24 protein-coding genes and 1 pseudogene are annotated in these 24,143 nt (G+C 68.5%); 23 read left to right on the top strand and 2 right to left on the bottom strand.

The window, feature by feature from the left end:
- The first annotated feature begins 62 nt into the window (after nucleotides 1-62).
- Genes ABID97_RS28845 through ABID97_RS28835 form a run of 3 tightly spaced genes read left to right on the top strand, consistent with a single transcriptional unit; the run spans nucleotide 63 to nucleotide 1,770 of the window.
- The gene (locus ABID97_RS28845; protein ID WP_354402912.1) at nucleotides 63-770 is read left to right on the top strand and encodes an RNA polymerase sigma factor; all 708 of its coding nucleotides are present in this window, start codon (nucleotides 63-65) and stop codon (nucleotides 768-770) included.
- Between the two features lie 38 nt (nucleotides 771-808).
- A complete protein-coding gene (locus ABID97_RS28840) occupies nucleotides 809-1,378 on the top strand; it encodes a ferritin-like domain-containing protein (RefSeq protein ID WP_354402911.1) in 570 nt (189 codons plus the stop codon).
- Entirely contained in the window at nucleotides 1,375-1,770 is a 396-nt protein-coding gene (locus tag ABID97_RS28835) for a c-type cytochrome (RefSeq protein ID WP_354402910.1), read from the top strand. Before ABID97_RS28840 ends, ABID97_RS28835 begins: the two co-directional genes overlap by 4 nt.
- Before the next feature lie 86 nt (nucleotides 1,771-1,856).
- Here ABID97_RS28835 and ABID97_RS28830 read toward each other — a convergent pair whose 3' ends face one another.
- A complete protein-coding gene (locus ABID97_RS28830) occupies nucleotides 1,857-2,636 on the bottom strand; it encodes a GntR family transcriptional regulator (RefSeq protein WP_354402909.1) in 780 nt (259 codons plus the stop codon).
- A gap of 162 nt (nucleotides 2,637-2,798) precedes the next feature.
- Between ABID97_RS28830 and ABID97_RS28825 the strand changes: the two genes are divergently transcribed.
- Nucleotides 2,799-3,764, top strand: coding sequence for a 3-hydroxyacyl-CoA dehydrogenase (locus tag ABID97_RS28825; RefSeq protein ID WP_354402908.1), 966 nt, complete (start codon nucleotides 2,799-2,801; stop codon nucleotides 3,762-3,764).
- 20 nt (nucleotides 3,765-3,784) lie between these two features.
- Entirely contained in the window at nucleotides 3,785-4,780 is a 996-nt protein-coding gene (locus tag ABID97_RS28820) for a Bug family tripartite tricarboxylate transporter substrate binding protein (protein ID WP_354402906.1), read from the top strand.
- A 30-nt stretch (nucleotides 4,781-4,810) separates the two neighbouring features.
- Here ABID97_RS28820 and ABID97_RS28815 read toward each other — a convergent pair whose 3' ends face one another.
- Complete coding sequence (locus tag ABID97_RS28815; protein ID WP_354402905.1) at nucleotides 4,811-5,698, bottom strand: MBL fold metallo-hydrolase; 888 nt, start codon at nucleotides 5,696-5,698, stop codon at nucleotides 4,811-4,813.
- Nucleotides 5,699-5,810: 112 nt separating this feature from the next.
- Here ABID97_RS28815 and ABID97_RS28810 point away from each other — a divergent pair, with 112 nt between their 5' ends.
- The 18 genes and pseudogenes from ABID97_RS28810 to ABID97_RS28725 all read left to right on the top strand — a co-directional run bounded on the left by ABID97_RS28810 (nucleotide 5,811) and on the right by ABID97_RS28725 (nucleotide 24,072).
- Nucleotides 5,811-6,770: a LysR family transcriptional regulator gene (locus ABID97_RS28810; protein WP_354402904.1), complete on the top strand. Its 960-nt coding sequence runs from the start codon at nucleotides 5,811-5,813 to the stop codon at nucleotides 6,768-6,770.
- Nucleotides 6,771-6,857: 87 nt separating this feature from the next.
- A complete protein-coding gene (locus tag ABID97_RS28805; RefSeq protein WP_354402903.1) occupies nucleotides 6,858-7,640 on the top strand; it encodes an SDR family oxidoreductase in 783 nt (260 codons plus the stop codon).
- 72 nt (nucleotides 7,641-7,712) lie between these two features.
- The gene (kce, locus tag ABID97_RS28800) at nucleotides 7,713-8,645 is read left to right on the top strand and encodes a 3,5-dioxohexanoate:acetyl-CoA acetone transferase (RefSeq protein ID WP_354402902.1); all 933 of its coding nucleotides are present in this window, start codon (nucleotides 7,713-7,715) and stop codon (nucleotides 8,643-8,645) included.
- Nucleotides 8,646-8,654: 9 nt separating this feature from the next.
- Nucleotides 8,655-9,530: an SMP-30/gluconolactonase/LRE family protein gene (locus tag ABID97_RS28795; protein WP_354402901.1), complete on the top strand. Its 876-nt coding sequence runs from the start codon at nucleotides 8,655-8,657 to the stop codon at nucleotides 9,528-9,530.
- A 209-nt stretch (nucleotides 9,531-9,739) separates the two neighbouring features.
- Nucleotides 9,740-10,066, top strand: a pseudogene (locus ABID97_RS28790) (ABC transporter substrate-binding protein); the annotation flags it as partial.
- Between the two features lie 76 nt (nucleotides 10,067-10,142).
- Complete coding sequence (locus tag ABID97_RS28785) at nucleotides 10,143-10,952, top strand: ABC transporter substrate-binding protein (RefSeq protein WP_354402900.1); 810 nt, start codon at nucleotides 10,143-10,145, stop codon at nucleotides 10,950-10,952.
- Nucleotides 10,953-11,011: 59 nt separating this feature from the next.
- The gene (locus ABID97_RS28780) at nucleotides 11,012-11,884 is read left to right on the top strand and encodes a branched-chain amino acid ABC transporter permease (protein ID WP_354403083.1); all 873 of its coding nucleotides are present in this window, start codon (nucleotides 11,012-11,014) and stop codon (nucleotides 11,882-11,884) included.
- Between the two features lie 12 nt (nucleotides 11,885-11,896).
- Nucleotides 11,897-13,687: a branched-chain amino acid ABC transporter ATP-binding protein/permease gene (locus ABID97_RS28775; RefSeq protein ID WP_354403082.1), complete on the top strand. Its 1,791-nt coding sequence runs from the start codon at nucleotides 11,897-11,899 to the stop codon at nucleotides 13,685-13,687.
- A complete protein-coding gene (locus tag ABID97_RS28770) occupies nucleotides 13,671-14,375 on the top strand; it encodes an ABC transporter ATP-binding protein (protein WP_354402898.1) in 705 nt (234 codons plus the stop codon). The genes ABID97_RS28775 and ABID97_RS28770 overlap by 17 nt, the downstream gene beginning before the upstream one ends.
- Nucleotide 14,376: 1 nt before the next feature.
- Nucleotides 14,377-15,156, top strand: a complete 780-nt coding sequence (locus tag ABID97_RS28765; protein ID WP_354402897.1) for an SDR family oxidoreductase — start codon at nucleotides 14,377-14,379, stop codon at nucleotides 15,154-15,156.
- Between the two features lie 24 nt (nucleotides 15,157-15,180).
- Nucleotides 15,181-16,626 (top strand): aldehyde dehydrogenase family protein, encoded by a 1,446-nt coding sequence (locus ABID97_RS28760; protein WP_354402896.1) that lies wholly within the window; start codon nucleotides 15,181-15,183, stop codon nucleotides 16,624-16,626.
- 4 nt (nucleotides 16,627-16,630) lie between these two features.
- Complete coding sequence (locus ABID97_RS28755; protein WP_354402894.1) at nucleotides 16,631-17,446, top strand: shikimate dehydrogenase family protein; 816 nt, start codon at nucleotides 16,631-16,633, stop codon at nucleotides 17,444-17,446.
- On the top strand, nucleotides 17,443-18,843 hold the full coding sequence (locus tag ABID97_RS28750) for an FAD-binding oxidoreductase (protein ID WP_354402893.1): 1,401 nt from the start codon (nucleotides 17,443-17,445) through the stop codon (nucleotides 18,841-18,843). Before ABID97_RS28755 ends, ABID97_RS28750 begins: the two co-directional genes overlap by 4 nt.
- 2 nt (nucleotides 18,844-18,845) lie before the next feature.
- The gene (locus ABID97_RS28745; RefSeq protein ID WP_354403081.1) at nucleotides 18,846-20,444 is read left to right on the top strand and encodes a GMC family oxidoreductase; all 1,599 of its coding nucleotides are present in this window, start codon (nucleotides 18,846-18,848) and stop codon (nucleotides 20,442-20,444) included.
- A gap of 84 nt (nucleotides 20,445-20,528) precedes the next feature.
- Nucleotides 20,529-21,644, top strand: coding sequence for an NADH:flavin oxidoreductase/NADH oxidase (locus ABID97_RS28740; RefSeq protein WP_354402892.1), 1,116 nt, complete (start codon nucleotides 20,529-20,531; stop codon nucleotides 21,642-21,644).
- Between the two features lie 91 nt (nucleotides 21,645-21,735).
- Entirely contained in the window at nucleotides 21,736-22,551 is an 816-nt protein-coding gene (locus tag ABID97_RS28735; RefSeq protein ID WP_354402890.1) for an alpha/beta fold hydrolase, read from the top strand.
- Nucleotides 22,548-23,696 carry a PAS domain-containing sensor histidine kinase gene (locus ABID97_RS28730; protein WP_354402889.1) on the top strand — a complete coding sequence of 383 codons (1,149 nt, stop codon included), beginning with the start codon at nucleotides 22,548-22,550 and terminating at the stop codon, nucleotides 23,694-23,696. The genes ABID97_RS28735 and ABID97_RS28730 overlap by 4 nt, the downstream gene beginning before the upstream one ends.
- A gap of 52 nt (nucleotides 23,697-23,748) precedes the next feature.
- Nucleotides 23,749-24,072 carry a hypothetical protein gene (locus ABID97_RS28725; protein ID WP_354402888.1) on the top strand — a complete coding sequence of 108 codons (324 nt, stop codon included), beginning with the start codon at nucleotides 23,749-23,751 and terminating at the stop codon, nucleotides 24,070-24,072.
- Nucleotides 24,073-24,143: the final 71 nt, after the last annotated feature.

Genomic DNA, 24,143 nt, shown 5'->3' with positions numbered 1-24,143 from the left:
TGCCTGCAAAAAAGTTGAAACGCGAGAGATGGCTGCGCCATCCAATGGGAAAGGAATCACCGATGCCCGACACCGCCCCCATCCCCATTGCCATGCCCGCCAGCGCGGAACAGGCTTCCGACCCCGAGCTGGCCGCGCGCGCCGCACAGGCCGACACCGCGGCCTTCGAGTGCATCATGCGCCGCCACAACCGGCTGCTCTTCCGCACCGCGCGCAGCATTCTCAAGAGCGACGAGGAAACCGAAGACGCGCTGCAGGAAAGCTATCTGCGCGCCTGGCGCGCGATCGGGAGCTTCCGGGACGATGCGCAGCTTTCGACGTGGCTCGTGCGTATCGTGATCAACGAAGCACTGGGGCGCCTGCGCCGCCGGGGCGCGCAGGTGATCCCGCTCGACGGCGCCGCCACGCCCGACCCCGGCGAGGAGACCGAGCAAAAGGCGGCGGGCGATCCCGATGAACAACCGGAGCGCCTTGCCATGCGGGAAGAACTTCGCCAGCTGATGGAGCGCCGCATCGACCGTTTGCCGGACGCCTACCGCACCGTCTTCATGCTGCGCGCCGTCGAAGAGATGAGCGTAGCGGAAACGGCCGCCGCGCTGGCGTTGCCGGAAGCCACCGTGCGCACCCGCTTCTTCCGGGCGCGCAGCCTGCTGCGCGAGAGCCTGTCGCGCGACATGGACGTGGCGATGGGGGACGCGTTTTCATTCGACGGCGCGCGCTGCGATCGCATCGTGGCGGGCGTGCTGGCGAGCCTGGCCGGCGAGCGGTGATCACCCGCCGGCGTCATTCAACCAAGAGGAAAATAACCATGTCTTTCTTCCAGATGACTTCTCCCGCGGCTGCGCGGCGCATGTTCCTGGGCCGTTCGGGCCTTGTGCTGTCCGGTGCCGCGGTCGCACTGCTGGCCGGCCAGGACGCCTTGGCGGCCAGGACGGGCGGCGCGACCGGCAACGACGTGCAGATCCTCAACACCGCGCTGGCCGCGGAACTCGAAGCCATTGCGGCCTACCAGGCGGGCGCCGAGAGCAAGCTGCTCGAAAAGCCCGTGCTCGACCTGGCCGTGACCTTCCAGGGCCATCACAAGGCGCACGCCGACCTGCTGGCCAAGACAATCGCCAAGCTCGGCGACAAGGCCGTGCCGGCCAAGTCCAGCTACGGCTTTCCGCTGGAATCGCTCAAGTCCCAGGCAGACGTCCTGCGCTTCGCGGCCAAGCTGGAGCAGGGCGCCGTGAGCGCCTACCTCGGCGCAGTTCCCCTGTTCGGAAACCGCGACCTGTCGAAGGCGGCTGCGAGCATTCTTGGCGACGAGGCCATGCACTGGGCCGTGCTGCGCCAGGCACTCGGCGAGGCGCCCGTTCCTTCGGCCTTCATGTCGTGACCTTCAGCCGGTGGCTCCTGGCGGCCGCAACGCTGGCCGCGGGCGTGCAAGCCCTGGCAGCGCCCGACGCGGTGCGCGGCGAACAGGTGTACGCGCGTTGCCTCGCATGCCATGCGCTGGCGGCCGACCGCGTCGGTCCCAGGCACTGCGGCCTGTTCGGCCGGCTGGCCGGCAGCGTGCCCGGCTTCAGCTATTCGGAGGCGATGAAGAAGTCGAAGATCGTCTGGAACGACAAGACGCTCGACAGGTTCCTGGCCAGCCCCCTTGCCGTGGTGCCCGGCACCGCCATGACCTACGACGGCGTTCCCGACCCCGGCGACCGGGCGGACCTGATCGCCTATCTGCGGCAAGCCGACGGCACGCCCGCATGCGCCGCGGCGGCACGCCGATGAATGTGCCCGGCGTCGCTGGAGGCGCTGGTCCGGCTCCTCCGCGGCCCTGAACTTCGTCAAGGTCCGAGGCGCGCCCGACACGGTGGCTAGGCGGTCGCGCGAGGGCGCTTCGGCGCCGGGCTCTTGACCGCCCCGCGCGCCGGAGCGGCGCGTTCGGGCGCTTCCGCCGCCACGTCGTCGGCCAGCAACACGCCGGCAGACACGATGAAGTCCGCTGCACCCTGAAGATCCCCGGCCAGCGCCTTGCGGGCCGCCTGGGCATCGCGCTTCTTGAGCGCATTGAGGATTTTCTGGTGGTGCGTGGCCGAGACGTGTTCCTTCACGCGCGTCGAGCCCGAACGGAAATCGTAGTTGAGGATCGGCCCGATGCGCAGCCACAGCGACTCGATCATCTCCAGCAGCATCGGCATGCGCGCCTGCCTGTAGATGGCGAAGTGCAGCTCCTTGTTGAGCGCGATCAGCGCCGATTCGCTCGGCTTCTTCGCCAGGATCTCGCGGGAGAAGCCCTCATGCGCGCCCTGGATTTCCTGCAGGCCGCGCTCGTCGACCAGCGCCGCGGCGCGCTCGATGGCCAGGCCTTCGAGGTTGAGGCGGATGTCCGTGATCTCGCGGAACTGGCTGACCGTCATGCGTGGCACCCGCAGCACCCGGTTGGGCAACAGCACGAGCGCCTTCTCCGACAGCAGGCGGTGAACGGCTTCGCGCACCGGCATGACGCTCACGCCCAGCCCTTCGGCGATGGTGCGAAGCGACAGCTGCTCGCCAGGCATGACGCGCCCGCTCATCAGCAGGTCGCTGAGCTGCTTGTAGACATCGCCGCTCAGGGTCTGGCGGGTCAGGGGGGTGACGAGTTTGGACAGATCCATGCTGTGGCTTGAAAGTGAAGCGGCCTTGTGATCTTTTAGCACAAGCCCGGCCCGGCCGGTCACCGGGCTTCGGCCCTAGGGCATTCCCTATAAAGATATGTGATCACAGTAAATATGATCACATCCATCGGATTTTTTTCCCATCCAAATGGAGCCCGTCCCATGAGTGCGTCAGAAGTCATCTCGAACAAGCAGGACCAGCCAGTGGCCATCGTCGGCGCGGGCCTGATCGGCCGCGCCTGGGCCATCGTCTTTGCGCGGGCCGGGCATCCCGTGCGGCTGCACGACGCGGATGCGGCCACCATGCAGGCGAGCCTGGCCTACATCGCCGAGCGGCTGCAGGAGCTGGACGGCTTCGGCCTGCTTGACGATGCACCCGCGGCGGTGCTGGCGCGCATCCATTGCGAACCCGACCTGGCCGCGGCGCTGCGCGGCGTGGTCATCGTCCAGGAGAACATCCGCGAAACGGTGGAAGCCAAGACGGCCATCTTTGCGCAGCTCGATGCGCTGGCGCCGCCCGATGCGGTGCTGGCAAGCTCCACCTCCTGGCTGCCCGCGTCCACCTTCACCGAGCATCTGCCGGGCCGCGCGCGCTGCCTGGTGGGCCACCCGACCAATCCGCCGTACCTGGTGCCGCTGGTCGAGCTGTGCCCCGCGCCGTGGACCGACCCCGGGGCCATGGCGCGGGCGCATGCGATCTATGCGGCCGCGGGCCAGACGCCGGTGACGCTGTCGCGCGAGATCGACGGCTTCCTGCTCAACCGCGTGCAGGCGGCCGTGCTCAACGAATGCTTCACGCTCTTCGAGCAGGGGCTCGCGAGCGCCGAAGACATCGACAAGGTGCTCAAGGACGGGCTGGCGTTGCGCTGGTCCTTCATGGGCCCGTTCGAAACCATCGACCTCAATGCGCCCGCCGGCGTGAAGGACTACGCCGCGCGCTACGGCACGCAGAACCGCGAAGCCATGGCCGGTGTCCGGCCCTTCGGCTGGGCCGACGAGACGGTGGCGCGCGTCGACGGCGAACGCCGCAAGCAGCTCGACGTTGCCGACATCGGCGCGCGGTCCGCGTGGCGGGACCGCCGCCTGATGGCGCTCGCGGCGCACAAGCGGCAGGCCGCGGCTTCCTGAACGAGCGAAAGAAAGCAGAAATGACGCAACAAACCTCCTCGAGGCGGAAATTCCTCCAACTGGCAGCGGCGGGCTCGGCGCTCTCGGCCGTCGGCCCCGGTGCGCTGGCCCAAGGCTCGCCATGGCCGGCGAAGCCGGTCTCGCTCATCGTCGGCTATCCGCCCGGCGGGCTCACGGACGCGGGCGCACGGTTCGTGAGCAGGGGCATGGCCACGGCGCTGGGCCAGCCGGTCCTGGTCGACAACAAGCCCGGCGCAGGGGGCAACATCGCCGCGTCCGAGGTGCTGCGAGCCGCCGATCCCTTCAAGCTGCTGGTGGCGAACACCAGCTTCACCATCAACCCGCATACCTACGCGTCGCCATCGCCGGTGCCGACTCAGTTCACCCCGATCGGGCTCATCCTCGAATCGCAACTGGTCCTGTGCGTCAACCCCGCGTCGCCCGCCAGGACGTTTGCCCAGTTCGTCGCCTGGGTGAAGGCGGAAAGCACGAAGAACTTCAGCTACGCGTCGTCGGGCAACGGCGGCAACACGCACCTGGCGATGGAATACTTCCGCGAGCGCACGGGGCTGCCCGCAATGAGCCATGTCCCGTACAAGGGCAGCGCCCCGGCCATCCAGGACGTGGTGGGCAACCAGGTGCCCTGCATGATGGACGCGGCGTCCTTGCTGATCCCCTTCATCGCGAGCGGCAAGCTGCGTCCGATCCTCGTGACCGGAAGCACGCGGCTTCCTGCGCTGCCCGACGTTCCCACCGCCGCCGAGCTCGGCATCAAGGATTTCACGGTGACGGTGTTCGTGGGACTGTGGGGCCCGCCGAACCTGCCGGCCGAGGTCGTCAAGAAGGCGAATGCGGCAATGAACGCCGCACTGGCCGATCCCGCGATCAGCGGGCAGATCGCGAAGAACGGGGACACGGTGGGCGGCGGCAGCGCCGAACGGCTGGCCGAGCTCACCAGCTCCAACTACAAACTCTGGGGCGAGGTGGCCCGGCGCAACGGCGTGCGCGCGGAATAGGGCGCACGACCTCCAGGTGGCTGCGCGCGCTCACCACTTCATTTCTCCTTTGTTGACCTTGGCGCCGATGTCCAGCGCCACGCCGAGGCCCGCGTCCGGATAGGCCTGCTTCATGGCGCCGATGAGCGCGGCGCTGTCGGCCGCCTTCGGCAGCTCCTGCTCGTAGCGTGCGAGGTAGGCCTGGCTCCATGCGAGCTGCGAGGCGTCCTGCTTCGTGCCTGCGGCGCTGTGGCCCGGGATGACGCGGGCCGGTTGCAGCGCAACCATGGCGCCGAGCCTGGCGGCCCAGTCGGCGCGCTCCTGCGGCGTCTGCGCATCGGCCATCCAGAGGTGCAGGCCGGCGTACACGTTCACGCCGCCGGCAATGGTCTTGAGCGACGGGATCCACACGTAGCTGCGATGCGGCTGGCCGTCGTCGAGTCCGCGAACCTCGAGCGCCTGGCCTTCGAGCGAGAGGGTGTTGCCCGCGAGCACCTCGGGCAGCGGCACGCTCTTCGGCGCATTGGCACCCATGCGCGGGCCCCACACCTGCAGCTTGGTGGCGAGCGTGGCCTGGATCTTCTTCAGGGTGGGGGCGGTGGTGACCACCTTCGCGTCGGGGAAGTACTGCTTGAGCACCTCGATGCCGAAGTAGTAGTCGGGGTCGGCCTGGCTGATGAAGATGGTCTTGAGCGTCTTCTTGCTGTCGAGCACCATGGCCGCGATGCGCAGCGCATCGGCGCGCGTGAAGCCGGTGTCCAGCAGCACCGCGTCGGTCTGGCCTGCGACCAGCACCGAGTTGACGTGGAAGCTGTTGGCGTCGGCGTTGTAGACCTGCAAGGTCAGGGGAGGGGCCGCCTGCGCCGAGGCATCAGCGACGATGCCGAGCGTCAGGGCGGCGGGCAGCAGGGCAAGGGAAAAGAACTGGGTCGTCTTCATGGGGAACTCCATCGAGGCTGGGGGTTGCGGATGGGCTCATCGTATTGATCCGGTTCTGGAAGATAAACTTCGGTTCGATCAAATGATTGTCAACTGATTCGATTCAATCCCCATGGACCACCTGAGCGCCATCCGCACCTTCATCGAGATTGCCGACCAGGGCAGCCTGACGCGCGCGGCCGAGGTGCTCGACCTCTCGCGCGCCATGGTCAGCCGCCATCTCGAAAGCCTGGAGCAATGGCTCGGCGCGCGGCTGCTGCATCGCACCACGCGGCGTGTGAGCCTGAGCGATGCGGGCGAGGAGGCACTGCCGCGCCTGCGCCAGATGCTCGAGCTGGCCTCCGACGTGCAGGCCGTCACCGGCGCGCGCCGCACCGAGCCCGCGGGCAAGCTGCGGCTCACCACCAGTTTGTCCTTCGCGCTCTCGAGCCTCACGCGCGCGATCGTCGAGTTCCAGGGACGCTATCCGCGCATCGAGGTCGAGCTGCTCACCGTGGACCGCGCCATCGACCTGGTCGACGAACGCATCGACCTGGCCATCCGCATCACCAACCGGCTCGACGAAGGCGTGGTCGCGCGCCGGATCGCCACCTGCCATTCGGTGCTGTGCGCCGCGCCCGCCTACCTGGCGCGGCGCGGCGTGCCCGCGCGGCCGGAGGAGCTTGCGGCGCACGAGTGCATCACGCACGCCTTCGGCAGCCGCGCCGAATACCGGCTGCGCAAGGCGGGCCGGACGGTCGCCATCGCGGTGCGGGGCAGCCTGTCGAGCAACGAAACCTCGGTGCTGCGCGAAGCCGCGATCGCGGGGGCCGGCATCGCGATGCTGCCGACCTACTTCGTCTCGGACGAGCTTGCGCGCGGCGCGCTGGTGCGCCTGCTGCCGGACCACGAGCCCGAAGTGCTGGGCATCCACGCCGTGATCCTGTCGCGCCAGCACCAGCCGCGGCCGCTCAAGCTGCTGATCGATTTCCTCGCGGAACACTTCGGCGGAGACACACCGCCCTGGGAGTCGGACCCGCGGATGCCCGGCCCGCTGCGCAAGACACGCACCGCGACGAAGCGCCGGGCCTGAAGCGCGCGTCCGCGGGTAAATACTGCCCCTGTAACTGTGATCACAAATATATGATTCCATACATCTGCTTCACAGGGGTGATGGTCGATGTGGAATCAAGCTTCGCTTTCCGGCCGCCGGGTCCTGGTGACCGCGGGGGCCGACGGCATCGGCCTTGCGATCGCGCGCGCCTTCGCATCCGCTGGCGCCCGGGTGCTGGTGTGCGACGTGCAGGAGACGGCGCTGGCGCGCCTGGCAGCCGACCTGCCCGGGGTGCATTGCTGCCGCGCCGACGTGTCGAACGAGGCCGAGGTCGCTGCGCTGTTCGAGGTGGCCGACCAGGCGCTCGGCGGCCTCGACATCCTGGTGAACAACGCCGGCATCGCGGGTCCGACCGGCGGCGTTGAAACGCTGTCCCTCGCCGACTGGGAGCGCACGCTGGCCGTCAACCTGACGGGGCAGTTCCTCTGCGTGCGCGCCGCCGTGCCGCGCCTGCGCAAGAGCAGCAACGCCTCGATCGTCAATCTCTCCTCGGCGGCGGGTCACCTGGGCATGCCGGGCCGCGCGCCGTATGCGGCCTCCAAGTGGGGCGTGGTGGGCCTCACCAAGACGCTCGCCATCGAGCTCGGCGCCGACGGCATCCGCGTGAACGCGATCCTTCCGGGCGCGGTCGACGGGCCGCGCATTCGCGCGGTGATCGCGGCCAAGGCGGAGGCCTCGGGCCGGCCGCTCGACGAAGTGACGCGCTCCTACACCGCGCAGTCCGCGCTCGGCCGCATGGTCAGCACCACCGACATCGCCAACATGGTCCTGTTCGCGGCCAGCGACCTGGCCGCCAGCGTCACGGGCCAGGAGCTCGTGGTCGACGGCCATACCCAGGCGCTGAGCTGAGTACCCGGGGCTCCTTCCCATACCGTTTCTTCAACCCCAACGCCACAAGCACCGACTCTGGAAACCCATCTCATGGCCACACGCACCAAGGCAATCATCACCTGCGCTCCCACCGGCGCGATCCACACACCCAGCATGTCGCCGCACCTGCCCGTGACGGCCGACGAGATTGCCACCGCCGCCATCGACGCGGCCAAGGCCGGCGCCGCCATCCTGCACCTGCATGCGCGCGATCCGGTCGATGGCCGCCCTTCGCAGGACCCGGAACTGTTCCGGCCCTTCCTCTCGAAGATCAAGGCGGCGACGAACGCGGTGATCAACATCACCACCGGCGGCAGCCCGCACATGACCGTCGAGGAGCGCATGCGCCCGGCCACGGTGTTCAAGCCCGAGCTCGCATCGCTGAACATGGGGTCGATGAATTTCGGCCTGTTCCCGATGCTCGACCGCTACAAGGAGCTCAAGCATGACTGGGAGCGCGAGAACCTGGAGAACAGCCGCAACCTGGTGTTCAAGAACACCTTCACCGACATCGAGAACATCCTGCGCATCGGCGATGCGAACGGCACGCGCTTCGAGTTCGAGTGCTACGACATCAGCCACCTGAACAACCTGGCGCATTTCCTGGAGCGCGGCCTCGTGAGGGCGCCTCTGTTCGTGCAGTCGGTGTTCGGCATCCTGGGCGGCATCGGCGGCCACCCCGAAGACCTGATGCACATGCGCCGCACGGCGGACCGCCTGTTCGGCGACCGCTACCGCTGGTCGATCCTCGGTGCCGGCCGCAACCAGATGCCGCTCGCCACCATCGGCGCGGCCATGGGCGCGAACGTGCGCGTCGGCCTGGAGGATTCGCTGTGGATCGCGCCGGGCCGCCTGGCGGCCTCGAGCGCCGAGCAGGTGCTGCGCATCCGCGCCGTGCTCGAGGCGCTCAACATCGACATCGCCACGCCCGACGAGGCCCGCGAGATCCTCCATCTCAAGGGCGCGGCGAAGGTCGCGTTCTAAGGAGGCCCCATGCGCATCGAAATCCTGGTCGACGTGAAGACAGAACTGGGCGAGGGCCCGGTCTGGGACGTGGAGGAACAGCGGCTCTACTGGATCGACAGCTTCGGCTGCAAGGTGTTCCGCTGCACGGCCGACGGGCGCGAGGTGCGCGCCTGGAACGTGCCCGCGCGCATCGGCTCCATGGCGCTGCGCCGCCGCGGCGGCGCGGTGCTCTCGCTGGCGAGCGGCTTTCATTTTCTCGACTTCGCGAGCGGCGAGACGCAGCTCATCGTCGATCCCGAGCCCGGCAAGTCCGGCAACCGGCTCAACGACGGCAAGGTGGACCGGCGCGGCCGCTTCATCGCGGGCTCGATGGACATGAACGAGGAAGGGCCGAACGGCGCGCTCTACCGGCTCGACCCGGACCTGTCGCTGCACCAGCTGGATGACCACATCATCTGCTCCAACGGGCCCTGCTGGAGCCCCGACGGCCGCATCTTCTACTTTGCCGACACCTGGTCGGGCGAGATCTGGGCCTATGACTACGACCTGGACACGGGCCGGGTGTCGAACCGGCGCACCTTCGCGAAGCTCGACACCTCGACCGGCGGCGCCGCGGACGGATCGACGGTCGATGCCGAAGGCTTCCTGTGGAACGCGCAGGTCTACGACGGCAAGCTGGTTCGCTACGCGCCCGACGGCACGGTCGACCGCGTGATCGAGATGCCGGTGAAGAAAGTCACCAGCGTGAATTTCGGCGGGCCCGGCCTCGACATCCTCTACGTCACCTCCATGGCCAAGCCGCCGCTGCCGCGCTTTCCCGTCGATGGCGTGCAGGGCGGCAGCCTGTTCGCGATCCACGGCCTCGGCGTGCGCGGCACTCCCGAGCCCCGGTTCGCCGGCTGAGCGCCGCCTTTTCGATCCGCGTTACGCCCTTCGGGCGACGCGGGCGTTCCGCCGGTTCCTAGGGAAGATCCCTATCCGGGAACGCCGCCTTCGCTTGAAATATGAAGCGCTTCAAGTTAGCATTCGGGCACAGAGCTTCCAAAGATGGTGCACCTCCCATCGGTTGGAAATGAAGCGCTTCAAATACATTGCACCCACGGAGAGACCCGATGCAACCCCTCAGGAAACTCGCAGCCGCACTGGCCTGCACGGCAGCCCTTTCACTCACTGCGGCGCATGGCGCCGACCTCAAGCTCGGCGCGCTCTACCCGTTCAGCGGCGGGCTGGCCCTGCTCGGCGACGAGAGCTTTCGCGGCGTGCAGCTGGCGGTGGACGAAAGGAACGCGGCGGGTGGAATCAACGGTAACAAGATCGTGCTGGTGAAGGCCGATGCGGTCGATGCGAACCAGGCCGTCGGCGAAGCTCGCCGACTGACCTCCGTGGAGAACGTCACCGCGGTGTTCGGAAGCTACGCCTCGGGTGTCTCGGCGGCTGCGACGCAGGTGACGGAGCTGGCCGGCGTTCCATACTTCGAACTGGGCGCCGTGGCCGACACCATCACCCGGCCGCGGCATGAAGTACGTGTTCCGCAGCAACTCCACGGCCAGGAATTTTGCCGAGCGCAGCATCGAGGCGGTCGTCAAGGTGGTCGCGCCGCAGCTCAAGGCGGACCCCAAGGCGCTGAAGATCGCCATCATCTTCGAAGACGGTTCCTACGGCACGCTGGTGAGCAGCTTCCAGAAGGAAGAAGCCAAGCGGCTGGGCCTCAACGTGGTGGAGAGCCAGTCGTACTCGGCCAAGAGCGTCGATCTCTCGTCGCTCGTTCTTCGCCTGAAGGGCGCCGGTGCCGACGTCGTGCTGCAGACCTCCTACCAGAACGACACCACGCTGTTCATCAGGCAGGCGGCCAATGCCGGCTTCAAGCCCAAGGCGCTGATCGGCGCAGGCGGCGGCTACTCGCTCACCGACACGGCCAAGCAGCTGGGCGCTGCGATGGACGGCGCCTACGACGTCGACTTTCCGCAGGACACCATGGCCGAGAACGGCGCGCCCGGACTGCGTGCGTTCACCGCGGCCTACCAGAAGCAGTTCGGCACGGCGCCTCGCTCGGGCCACAGCCTCGTGAACTACGTCGGTGCCAAGGCCTTCCTCGACGTGCTTGCCGCGGCCAGGTCCACCGACAAGGACAAGATCCGCGAGGCCGTGCTGGCCTACAAGAAGGCGGCCGGCTCCAGCGCCGCCGGATGGGGCTTCGACTTTGCGGAGAACGGCCAGAACAGGCTCGCCACCACCAACCTGATGCAGTGGCAGAAGGGCAAGCTCGAAACCGTCTACCCCGAAGGCGTGGCCACCGCCAAGCCGATCGCCGCGCGCGTGGACTGAGCGCACCTTCCATTCCTTCTTCAGCCGCGCGCCCCTGGGCGCGCGGCGGGGGACAACGCATGTCAATCTTTCTCCAGCTGCTGGCCAACGGGCTTCTGCTCGGTGGCGCCTACGCCATCATCAGCATCAGCCTCACGCTCATCTTCGGCGTGGTACGCGTGGTCAATTTCGCGCATGGCGAGCTCCTGATGGTGGGCCTTTACGCCACGTGGATGATCACCTCGCACAGCGGTATGCATCCCTATGCCACCGTGGTTCCCGTCGCGCTGCTGCTGTTCGCCATCGGCGCCGCCATGCAGCGCTTCGTGATCCAGCCGCTGCTGTCGGCCGAGCCGCACATCCAGATCTTTGCGACGGTGGGCGTGTCCACCGCGCTGCTGAACCTGGCGCTGATGGTCTTCGGTGCCGACGTGCGCAGCGTGCAGGCCGGGTTCGGCGCGGACGCTTTCCAGCTCGGCCCGGTCAGCATCGTCACCGGCCAGCTCGTGACTTTCCTGGTCGCGATCCTCGTGGCCCTGGGCGTGTACCTGTTCCTGCAGCACACCTTCACCGGGCGCGGCTTCCGGGCGCTGGCGCAGAACCGCGCGGCCGCGGCGCTGATGGGCGTGAACGTCAACAAGGCCTACATCCTCGTCTTCGCGCTCGGGGCTTCGCTGCTGGGGCTTGCGTCGGGCCTGCTCGCGGTGCAGTACCCGGTGTTCCCGACGGTGGGGCAGTACTTCGTTCTCACGGCGTTCGTCGTCGTGGTGCTCGGCGGCCTCGGCAGCCTGCCGGGCGCGGTCGTCGGCTCGCTCTTCATCGGGCTCATCGACAGCATCGCGGGCTTCTACGTCGGCTCGGACCTCAAGGAGGTCGTGTACTTCGTGATCTTCCTGGTGATTCTCACCGTGCGGCCGACCGGGCTCTTCGGCCTGGGCCGCGGCTCGGAATAGGTGCAAGCCATGATCTTTCCCCGACTCACCCATCCGCGCGCCTACATCGGCGTGGCGGCGCTCCTCGCGCTGCTGGTTGCGCCGCTCGCGATCAACTCGCCCTTCGTCTACCACCTGGCGGTGCAGGTCTGCATCTTCGGCGCGCTGGCAACGGCCTGGAACATCGTCGGCGGCTACGCCGGGCAGCTGTCGCTGGGCCATGCGGTTTTCTATGCCATCGGCAGCTATGCGGCGACGATGCTGGTCATCCACTTCGGCCTGTCGCCGTGGATCGGCATGTTCGGCGGTGCCATCGTCGCGGTCGTCGCATCGCTGGTGATCGCCTACCCGACGCTGCGCCTGCGCGGGCCCTTCTTCGCGCTGGCCACCATCGCGTTCCTGGAAGTGTGCCGCCTGCTCGTCGTGCACTTCGAAGGCGTCACGGGCGGATCGGCCGGCCTGAACGTGCCGCTCAACATCGGCCTGCAGTGGATGATCTTCCGCGAGAAGTGGGCCTACCTGGCCATCGCCTTCGGCTTCCTTGCCGTCACGCTCTGGATCAGCTGGCTGATCCGCTACTCGCGCTTCGGCTTCTACCTGATCGCCGTGCGCGAGCGCGAAGACGCCGCGCGGGCGGTGGGCATCAACGCGGTCAAGGTCAAGATCGCAGCCGCGGTGATCTCCGCCGCGCTCACCAGCATCCTCGGCTCGTTCCATGCGATGTACCTGACCTTCATCGAGCCCTCGGCCGCCTTCTCGCTGGAGCTCTCGATCCAGATCGCGATGTTCGCGCTGATCGGCGGCCTCGGCACCGTGGCGGGCCCGCTGCTCGGAACGGTGCTGGTGCTGCCCGCGGCCGAGCTGTCGCGCGGCTGGCTCAGCGCGCTGGGCAACGGCACGCACGGCTTCGTGTATGGCGTGGTGCTGGTGCTCGTGGTGCTGTTCTTCCCACGCGGCCTGGTGGGGCACCTGGGCGGACGCGCACTGGCGCTGATCGACAGGCTGCCGGGCGCGCGCAAGCGCGGGCCGGCGCTCCGGCCGCAGCAGGTGGCAAGCCGCGTGGCGAGCACCACCCGCGGGCAGCCGCTGCTCGTCGCCGAAAGCCTGCAGAAGCGCTTCGGTGGCCTGCTCGCGACCGACAACGTGTCGCTGACCCTGCATGAAGGCGAGATCCTCGGCGTGATCGGCCCGAACGGCGCGGGCAAGACCACCGTCTTCAACCAGCTCTCCGGCTTCATCGCACCCGACGCCGGCACGGTCAAGGTGCGGCAGGCGAATGGCGAATGGACCCGTCCCACCTCGCCCGAAGGCTTTGCGCAGACCGGCGTGGGGCGCACCTTCCAGATCGTGCAGCCGTTCTCGGGGCTCTCCGTGCGCGAGAACATCATGCTCGGCGCCTTCATGCGCACCCGGAACGCCGAAGAGGCCGAAGCGATGGCCCGCGAGGTGGCCGAGCTCACGGACCTCACGGCGCTGCTCGACCACGAGGCGCGCGGCCTGACGGTCGGCGGCATGAAGCGGCTCGAGGTGGCGCGCGCGCTGGCCACCGGTCCCAAGGTGCTGCTGCTCGACGAAGTGCTGGCGGGCCTGAACCCGACCGACGTGACACGCGCGATCGCGATGATCCGCAAGATCCGCGACTCGGGCGTGTCGGTGCTCATGATCGAACACCTGATGCAGGCCACCATGGCGCTGTCCGACCGCATCATCGTCATCAACGCCGGCCGGCTGCTCAAGGAGGGCAAGCCGGCCGACGTGGTCAACGATCCTGCGGTGATTGAAGCCTACCTAGGCAAGGGGTACCTCGATGCTCAAGCTGCGTGATATCTGTGCCGGCTACGGCAAGAGCGAAGTCCTGCGGGGCGTCTCGCTCGACGTCCGGAAGGGCGAGGTCGTGACGCTGGTCGGTGCCAACGGCGCGGGCAAGACGACGACGCTCAAGGCGCTGTGCGGCCTCATCCCGACCCCCGGCGGCACCATCGAATTCGAAGGCGCAAGGCTCACGGGCCGGGCGCCGCACGAGATCGTCGAGCTCGGCGTCACCATGGTGCCCGAGGGCCGGCAGCTGTTCGCGTTCCTGACCGTGCGCGAGAACCTGCTCATGGGTGCCTACAAGCACGCGGCGCGGCGCGACCGCGACAAGCGCCTCGATGAAGTCCTGAAGATCTTCCCGCGCGTGAAGGAGCGGCTGCCCCAGCTTGCCGGGTCGCTCTCGGGCGGCGAACAGCAGATGGTGGCGATAGCGCGCGGCATGATGGCCGGGCCCAAGCTCCTGATCATGGACGAGCCCTCGCTTGGCCTCTCGCCGCTGCTGGTGGAGCAGATGTTCGACGTGGTGCGCCTGGTCGCATCGCGCGGCACCACCGTGCTGCTGGTCGAGCAGAACGTCTTCCACACCCTCAAGCTGGCCGACCGCGGCTACGTGCTGGAGAACGGCACCATCACCCTGACGGGCACCGGCGCCGAGCTGCTCGCCAACCCGCATGTGCGGCGCGCCTACCTGGGGCATTGACATGGATGCACTGCAACACCTCGAACACCGCGGCCGGGTGGTTCTCGTCACCGGCGCCGCGGGCGGCATCGGCACGGCCATTGCCGAACGCTATGCCGCCGACGGCGCGGCGGTGGGGCTCGTGGACTTCGATGCGGCTTCCGGGCAGGCGCTGGCCGCCAGGCTGGCTTCCGCCGGCCACCGCGTCCACTTCGCGCAAGCCGACGTGGCGAGTTTCGATGCATGCGATGCCGCCTGCGGCGCCATCGAGGCCGCGCTCGGCCCCATCGACACCCTGGTCAACAACGCCGGCATCTCGCCCAAGCACGCGGGCAGGCCGGCGCCGATCTGGCAGATGGACCCGGCCGAATGGCACCGCGTGGTCGATGTCAACCTGCACAGCGTCTTCAACTTTGCGCGGCGGCTCACGCCCGGCATGGTGGACCGCAAGTTCGGCCGCATCGTGTCGATGTCCTCGGTGGCGGGCAAGGCCTACCTGGACATCGTGGCCGCGCACTACGGCACCACCAAGGCCGCGCTGATCGGCATGACGCGCCACCTCGCGGGTGAACTGGGCCCGCACGGGATCACGGTCAATGCGCTGGCCCCCGGCCGCATCGACACGCCGATGGTGGCCGGCGCGCCGCGCGAGGCCAACGATGCCGTGATCCGCGTCACCCCCTTGCGGCGGCTGGGCAAGCCGGTCGAAGTGGCCGATGCCTGCCTGTTCCTCAGCTCGCCGAGATCGGGCTTCATCACCGGCCAGGTGATCGATGTCGCCGGCGGCTGGCTGATGACCTGACCCCTGAACACCACTGGAATCACCATGACTGCACAACCCAAGGCGAACTACATTGCCGGCGAATGGCTCGCCGGTGCGGACGTGAACCGCAACATCAATCCGTCCGACACGCGCGATGTCGTCGGCGAGTACGCGCGCGCCAGCGAGGCGCAGGTACTGCAGGCGATCGATGCGGCCTTCGACGCGCGACTCTCGTGGCAGCGAAAGACGGCGGAAGAACGCTCCGACGCCCTGGACCGCATCGGCAGCGAGATCCTCGCGCGCCGCGACGAGCTGGGCCGCCTGCTCTCGCGCGAAGAGGGCAAGACGCTGGCCGAGGGCATCGGCGAAGCGACGCGCGCGGGCCGCGTGTTCAAGTTCTTTGCCGGCGAGGCGTTGCGCCTGGGCGGCGAAAAGCTCGCATCGATCCGCGCGGGCGTGGAGGTGGACGTGGTGCGCGAGGCCGAGGGCGTCATCGGCATCATCACGCCGTGGAACTTTCCGATCGCGATTCCCGCATGGAAGATCGCACCCGCGCTGGCCTACGGCAACACCGTGGTGTTCAAGCCCGCGGACCTGGTGCCCGGCAGCGCCTGGGCGCTGTCGGAGATCATCGTGCGTGCGGGCGCATTGCCCGCAGGCGTCTTCAACCTGGTGATGGGCGCGGGCTCGAAGGTCGGCAACGCGATGGTCAATTCGCCCAAGGTGCGGGCGATGACCTTCACCGGTTCGACCTCGACCGGCCGGCAGATCGGCCTGCGCTGCATGGAGCGCGGCGCCAAGGTACAGCTGGAGATGGGCGGCAAGAATCCGCTGGTGATCCTCGACGATGCGGACCTGGAACAGGCGGTCTCGGTGGCGGTGAACGGCTCGTTCTTCTCGACCGGCCAGCGCTGCACCGGCTCCAGCCGGCTCATCGTGCAGGACGGCATCCATGACCGCTTCGTCGCGGCCATGGTCGAACGCATGGCGAAGCTTCGCACCGACCATGCATTGAAGGACGGCACCGACATCGGTCCGGTGGCCTCGAAGGACCAGCTCGACCAGGACTGCTTCTACATTGCCAACGCCAAGGAGGAGGGCGGCCGCCTGGTTGCGGGCGGCGAGCTGCTCGAGCGCGAGCACCCGGGCTTCTACCTGTCGCCCGCGCTGATCGTCGACACCCACAACGCGATGCGCGTGAACCGCGAAGAGGTGTTCGGCCCGGTGGCCAGCGTCATCCGGGTCGCAAGCTACGACGAGGCGCTGGCGGTGGCCAACGACACGGAGTTCGGCCTGTCTTCCGGCATCTGCACGACCTCGCTCAAGCATGCGAGCGACTTCAAGCGCAACTCCACGGCCGGCATGGTGATGGTGAACGTGCCGACCGCCGGCGTGGACTACCACGCGCCATTCGGCGGCCGCAAGGGCTCCAGCTACGGATCGCGGGAGCAGGGCGCCTATGCGCGCGAGTTCTACACGGCCGTCAAGACCACCTACACGCAGGCCTGAAATCATGACCGACATCACCGGAAACACGCGGATCTTCGGCATCCTGGCCGACCCGATCCATCACGTGAAGACGCCGCAAGGCATCAACCGCCTGCTGGACGCGCGCAGCTTCGACGGCGTCATGGTGCCGATCCATGTCGGCGCGGAGGGCCTTGCGGCCATGGTCGACGGGCTGCGCCGCATGCGCAACCTCGGCGGCTTCGTCGTGACGGTGCCGCACAAGACGGCCATGCCCGCGCTGTGCGACGAGCTGACGCCGGCCGCGCGGCGCATCGGCGCCGTCAACGTGGTGCGCCGCAGCGCCGAGGGCCGCCTGTCGGGCGGCATGCTCGACGGCGAAGGCTTTGTCGGCGGACTGCGCAGCGCAGGCATCGAGCCTGCGGGCCTGTCCGCCTATCTTGCCGGAGCCGGCGGCGCAGCGAGCGCGATCGCCTATGCGCTGGCGCAGGCTGGCATCTCGCGCCTCACGATCGCGAACCGCACACCGGCCAAGGCCCGGGAACTCATCGCCCGCCTGCAAGAGGATTTTCCGGGCGTGCCGATGCAGCCCGGAAGCGACGACCCCTCGCAACACGACCTGGTGGTCAACGGCACGTCGCTCGGCCTGCGCGACGGCGATGCGCTGCCGCTGGACAGCGAGCGGCTGTCGGTCGACCAGATCGTCGCCGAGATCGTCATGCAACCTGCCGAGACGCCGCTGCTGCGGGCGGCACGCGCCAAAGGGTGCCGCGTGCATTTCGGTGCGCCGATGCTGGCGAGCCAGGTCGCGCTGATGGCCGCGTTCATGGGCGTGCCAGCAGAAGAGGCAGCCGGATCATGACCGACGCGCAATTCCTCGACGCCCTGCGCGCCATTGCCGGTGAACGCGGCGTGGTCGCCGACGCGGCCGACCTCGACAACTACAACGTCGACTGGCGCCATGTGTTCAAGGGCCAGGCGCGCTGCGCCGTGCTGCCGCGAAGCACCGATGAAGTCGCGGCCGTGGTGCGCCTTTGCGCGAGCCAGGGCATCGCGGTCGTGCCGCACGGCGGCAACACCGGCCTCTCCGGCGGTGCGACGCCCGACGGCAGCGGCCGGCAGGTGGTGCTGTCGCTTGCGCGCATGCGCGCCATTCGCGACATCGACGTGCTCGGCGAAACGATGGAAGTCGAAGCGGGCTGCATCCTCCAGACCGCGCAGGAAGCCGCGGAGGCCGCGGGCCTGATGCTGCCGATCAGCCTGGCCGCGGAAGGGTCGGCGCAGATCGGCGGCGTGCTCTCGACCAACGCCGGCGGCACGAACGTGCTGCGCCATGGCATGGCCAGGGCGCGCGTGCTCGGCCTCGAAGTCGTGACCGCCGGGGGCGAGGTGGTGAACGGGCTGCGCCGCCTGCGCAAGGACAACGCCGGCTACGACTGGAAGCAGTGGTTCATCGGCACCGAAGGCACGCTCGGCATCGTCACGGCGGCGGTGCTGCAGCTTGCACCGCAGTCGCTGCATCGTGTCACGGCGCTCCTGGCCGTGCCCGGCGCCGACGCCGCGTTGAAAGTGCTTCGCGCGGCGCGGCAACAGATCGGCGAGACGCTCAACGCCTTCGAGCTGATGTCCGGCGCCGCGCTCGAGCTGGTCGAGCGGCACCAGGGCCTCAAGACGCCGCTGGCGCCCGCCGAATGGTTCGTGCTGCTGGAAGCGAGCTCGTGCCTTCCCGGCCTGCGCGATGCGGTGGAAGCGCTGCTTGGCACGGTGCTCGAAGAGGGCGATGCGACGGACGGCGTCATCGCCGAATCGGAGCGGCAGGAAGGCGAGCTCTGGCTGCTGCGCGAATCCATCACCGAGGCCGAGTCACGCGAGGGGCGCTCGCTCAAGCACGACGTCTCCGTGCCGATCTCCGCCATCCCCGCGTTCCTGCGCGACGCCGATGCCGCGGTGGCGAGCGCATTTCCCGGCTCGCGCATCAATGCCTTCGGACATGCGGGCGACGGCAACATCCACTACAACGTGGTCGTGCCGCCCTCCTGCGATGGCCCGGCGCTCAACGCGCTGGTCCACGACCTGGTCGTGAAGCACCACGGCAGCATCTCGGCCGAACACGGCATCGGCCAGTACCGCGTGAACGAACTCGAACGGTGCCGCTCCGCGCCGGAGCTGAGGCTGGCGCGCCGCGTCAAGGCGGCGCTCGATCCGGCCGGGACGATGAACCCCGGCAAGGTCATGGCCGCAACATCGGAGGCACGGTGAACATGGAACCCTACGACTACATCATCGTCGGCGGCGGCACCGCCGGCTGCATCCTGGCCAACCGGCTCACCGCCTCCGGCCGACACCGCGTGCTCATGCTGGAGGCCGGCGGCGAACCCGCGAGCATGTGGATCGACATTCCCGCGGGCTTCAGCAAGCTGCTGACCAACACGCAATACAACTGGCGCTTCCAGACCGAGGCCGAGGAGAACACCAACGGCCGCGTGATCGCGGTGCCACGCGGCAAGGGCCTGGGCGGCTCCACGCTCATCAACGGCATGGTGTACGTGCGCGGCCAGGCCGGCGACTACGACGCCTGGCGCGATGCCGGTGCGCGCGGCTGGGGGTGGAAGGACGTGGAGCCCTACTTTCGCAAGCTCGAGAACTACGACAAGGGCGGCCCCACGCGTGGACACGACGGGCCGATGAAGCTCGCGCAGGTGCGCGAACGCTTCCCGATCTCCGACGCCTTCGTCCGCGCGGCGCAGGAAGATGGCCTGCCCTTCAACGAAGACTACAACGCCGGGCGCCAGGAAGGCGTGGGCTACTACCAGGTGACGCAAAGCGGCGGCAAGCGCTGGAGCGTTTACGACGGCTACCTGCGGCCCGCCCTGAAGCGCGGGAACCTGACCGTGGTGACGCATGCGCACGTGCTGCGGCTGGAGATCGACGGCAAGCGCTGCACGGGCGTGACCTACCGACGCAACGGCGTGGAGAGCACGGTCACCGCCCGCGCGGAAGTCGTTCTTGCCGCCGGTGCGATCCAGTCCCCGCAATTGCTCGAGCTGTCGGGCATCGGCCGCGCCGAACTGCTCCAGTCCTACGGCATCGCGGTGCGCCACGGCTTGCGCGGCGTGGGCGAGAACTACATCGACCATTTCTGCACCCGCATGAACTGGCGCGTGAAGGCGGCCGTCACGCTCAACGAGATGTCGCGCAGCTGGCGCCTCGGCCTCGCCGTGTCGGAATACTACGCACGCCGCACCGGCATCCTCACGCTGGGAACCGGCCTGGTGAACGCTTTCGTGAAAACCAGGCCCGAGATGCCGACGGCCGACGCGCAATATTTCTTCATGCACGCGAGCTATGCCAACGCCGCCGAGCGGGTGCTCGACAAGCTGCCCGGCATGACGATCGGTGTGACGCAGCTGCGGCCCGAATCGGTCGGGACCATCCACATCAAGTCGAAAGACCCGTGCGCGGGACCGTCCATCCGGCCGAACTTTCTTTCGAGCCCGGTCGACCAGGAATGCATGGTGCGCAGCATGCAGATCGCTCGGCGCATCGTCGAGCGCCCGGCGCTGCGGCGCCACGTGGTCGAGGAGATGAGCCCGGGGTCTCCGGTTCGCAGCGATGCGGACTGGCTCGCGTTCGCGCGCCAGAACGGGCAGACGATCTATCACCCCATCGGCACCTGCCGCATGGGAGAGGACGATGCCGCGGTGGTCGACCTGCGCCTGCGCGTGCGCGGGATGAGCGGACTGCGCATCGTCGATGCGTCCGTGATGCCCCGCATGGTGTCCGGCAACATCCAGGCGGCCGTCATGATGGTCGCGGAAAAGGCGGCCGACCTGATCCTGGAGGATGCTTCCCACCGATAGTGCCAACCAGCGCGTTCCGAAATCTCGCTGCGCTGCGCGGGATGCTGCCCGTGGGTAGCATCGGGAAATGAAAAGGAGAAACGCATGAGCCGACTGTTCGAGCCGTGGTCGTTGGACGGGCTGGCGCTGCCCAACCGCATCGTCATTGCGCCGATGTGCCAGTACTCGGCCGACGAAGGGTGCGCCACCGACTGGCACATGATCCACCTGGGCCACCTCGCGCTTTCCGGCGCGGGGCTGCTGATCCTCGAGGCCACGGCCGTGTCGGCCACGGGCCGCATCTCGCCGCAGGACCTGGGCCTGTACGCCGACGCAAACGAGTCGGCCTTGCGCCGCGTGCTGGATGCCGTGCGCGCGCACTCGCCCATGGCGCTCGCGGTCCAGCTTTCGCACGCCGGCCGCAAGGGCTCGAGCCGGGCGCCCTGGGAGGGCGGCGTGCAGATCCGCCCCGGCGAGCCCGGCGGCTGGAAGACCGAAGCGCCCAGCGCCGTGCCGCATGCAGAGGGCGAAGACGCGCCCATGGCGCTCGACTGCGACGGGCTGCGGCGCGTGCGCGACGAATTCGTGGTCGCCACGCGGCGTGCGGCGCGGCTGGGCCTGGACGGCATCGAGGTGCATGGCGCCCACGGCTACCTGCTGCACCAGTTCCTGTCGCCGATCGCGAACCATCGGGCCGACGAATACGGCGGCAGCCTGGAGAACCGCATGCGCTTCCCGCTGGAGGTGTTCGATGCCGTGCGCGCCGAATTCCCCGCGGACAAGCCGGTGTGGATGCGGGTCTCGGCCACCGATTGGGTGCCCGGCGGCTGGGACATCGAAGGCACGCTCGCGCTGGCCCACGCGCTCAAGGCCCGCGGCAGCGCGGCCGTGCATGTGTCGACCGGTGGCGTCTCGCCCCAGCAGGCGATCAAGCTGGGCCCGGGCTACCAGGTGCCTTATGCGCAGCGGGTGAAGGCCGAGGTCGGCCTCCCCACCATCGCGGTCGGGCTGATCACCGAGGCCGAGCAGGCGGAAAGCATCGTCGCGAACGGCGAGGCCGACGCCGTCTCGCTGGCACGCGCGATGCTGTACGACCCGCGCTGGCCGTGGCATGCCGCCGCGAAGCTGGGCGCGCACGTGTTCGCACCCCGGCAGTACTGGCGGTCGCAGCCGCGCGAGTACCAGGACCTGTTCGAGGGCGCCGCGTTCGGACAACGATAGCGGAGCCGTTCGACCGGCGCAGGAAGGCGCGCCGGAGGAGGGGGCCGGCAGGGCGCAAAATGAACTCTTTCGGAGGCTCGAGGACCGCTCTGTGAACATCCAGCAACGCAACAACGTTCGTGTCTCCGGCGAGGGAGAGCGAACGATGATCTTCGCTCACGGTTTCGGCTGCGACCAGAACATGTGGCGCTTCATGGCGCCGAGGTTCGCCGGGCGTTTTCGCGTGGTGACCTTCGACCTTGTCGGCTCGGGCCAATCCGATCTGGGCGCCTACGACAAGGCGAAGTATTCGCAGCTGCAAGGGTATGCCGACGACCTGCTGGAGATCGCCGGCGAGTTCGGCAGCGGCCCGGTGCTGTTTGTCGGGCATTCGGTGAGCGCCATGATCGGGATGCTGGCGGATCTCAAGGCGCCGGGCACTTTCGCAGCGCACATGATGGTGGGCCCATCGCCGTGCTATATCGATGACGACGGCTACGTCGGCGGCTTCACGCGCGAGGACATCGAGTCGCTGCTCGACACGCTGGAAGGCAACTATCTCGGCTGGGCCAGCAGCATGGCGCCCGCGATCATGGGCGTGCCGGATCGGCCGGAACTCGGCGCCGAGCTCACCGCCAGCTTCTGCCGCACCGACCCCGAGATCGCGAAGCAGTTCGCCAAGGTCACCTTCCTGTCCGACAACCGCCGGGACGTGGCCCGGCTGCAGACGCCCACGCTCGTGATCCAGTCGTCCGACGACCTGATCGCGCCGTTGGCCGTGGGCGAGTACATGCAGCGCACGCTGCCGAACGGGACCCTGCGCGTGGTGGCCAACACCGGCCATTGCCCGCACCTGAGCGCACCCGGCGCGAGCTGCGATGCCATCGAGGACTTCCTGGCCGCGCTCGGCCAGCCGCAAGGCCGATGAGCACGACGCTTCCCGAGCCGGGCGACCTGCTGGACGAGGCGCCCTGCGGCTTGCTGGTGACCGCGCCGGACGGGACCATTCTCCGCGTCAACGCCACGTTCTGCGAATGGATCGGCTATGCGCGCGAAGAGCTCGTGGGCATCAAGCGCGTGCAGGACCTGTTCACGATGGGCGGTCGCATCTTCCACCAGACCCATTGGGCTCCGGCGCTCCAGATGCAGGGCTCGCTGGCCGAGGTCAAGTTCGACCTGCGGCACCGCGGCGGGCAGAGCATCCCGATGATCTTCAACGCGCGCCGGCGCACCCGCAAGGAAGGCGAGTTCGACGAGATCGCCGCCTTCGTGGCCCGGGACCGCAACCGCTATGAGCGCGAGCTCATGGCCGCGCGCAAGAAAGCCGATGCGCTGCTGGAAACGGAACGCGAGACGCAGGCCCTCTTGCGCGACCGTGCGCTCTTTGCGGAGCAGATGGTCGGCATCGTGAGCCACGACCTGCGCAATCCGCTGTCTGCCATCCTGATGGGCATCCAGCTGCTGGGCAGGACCGAGGGCGAGCGCCGGGCGCGCGTGGTCGGGCATGTGCGCAACTCGGCCGAGCGTGCGCGGCGGCTCATCGAGGAACTGCTGGACTTCACGCAGGCGCGGGTCGGGCAGGGCATCCACGTGAAGCTGGCGGCCGCCGACCTGCACGAGATCACCGCGCAGGCGGTCGACGAGCTGATGCTCGCGTTTCCTGACCGAACCATCACCCATCGGTCGCATGGACCAGGGGCATGCACCGCCGACGCGGACCGGCTGGCCCAACTCATCGGCAACCTCGTGAGCAATGCGGCAACCTACGGCCGCAGCGGCACGGCCATTGCCGTGCGCTCGGAGGTCGATGGCCCGGAAGCGAGGGTGACGGTGCACAACGAGGGCGAGCCGATTCCGCCGGCCGTGCTCGCCACGGTGTTCGAGCCGATGGTGCGGGGTGTCCCCGAAGGCAGCTCGGCGCGCAACGTGGGGCTCGGTCTCTTCATCGTGAACGAGATTGCGAAGGCCCATGGCGGCGCGATGGACGTGAGCTCGTCCGCCGCCGGCGGGACCACGTTCACGCTGCGGTTTCCCGCGCACCGGCTCGCGGCATCGCAAGACCCCGAGCCATAGGCGGGGCCGCGTCCGACACCGCGCCGGCCGCGGATCGCCGACCATGGGCGCCATGTCATCGCTTCGAAGCGTCGCGGTCACTGTCCTCGAAGACAGCAAAGGAGCCTACCGCTGGCGCCTCGTCGAACTGGAAGAAGACAACTGGCGGCTGCTGCGCCAGCAGCCGCGGGCCATGAAGACCTACAAGGCCGCGATGGCGGCGGGGCTGGTCGAACTGCAGGCGATGGTCGAAGACCTCGACCTGGGCCCGCGGGAAGAGGAGCTTGAATCCGAAGCCGAACGCGAGTCGGCACCCGAGCCCGAGCCCGCGAGCGGATCGGACCATGAAGAACGCAGGAAAAAAGGCGCGGCCTTCGGCTTCGGGCTGCCGAGCTAGCGCTGCCCCGGCCGGCTTGCGCAGTCCGCTGGATTTCTTGCCCGATCCTCTGGCATCGTCCCTCTTTTGTG

The sequence above is a fragment of the Variovorax sp. OAS795 genome, assembly GCF_040546685.1.
Taxonomy (GTDB): domain Bacteria; phylum Pseudomonadota; class Gammaproteobacteria; order Burkholderiales; family Burkholderiaceae_C; genus Variovorax.
This window is presented reverse-complemented; position numbering and strand designations above follow the sequence as displayed.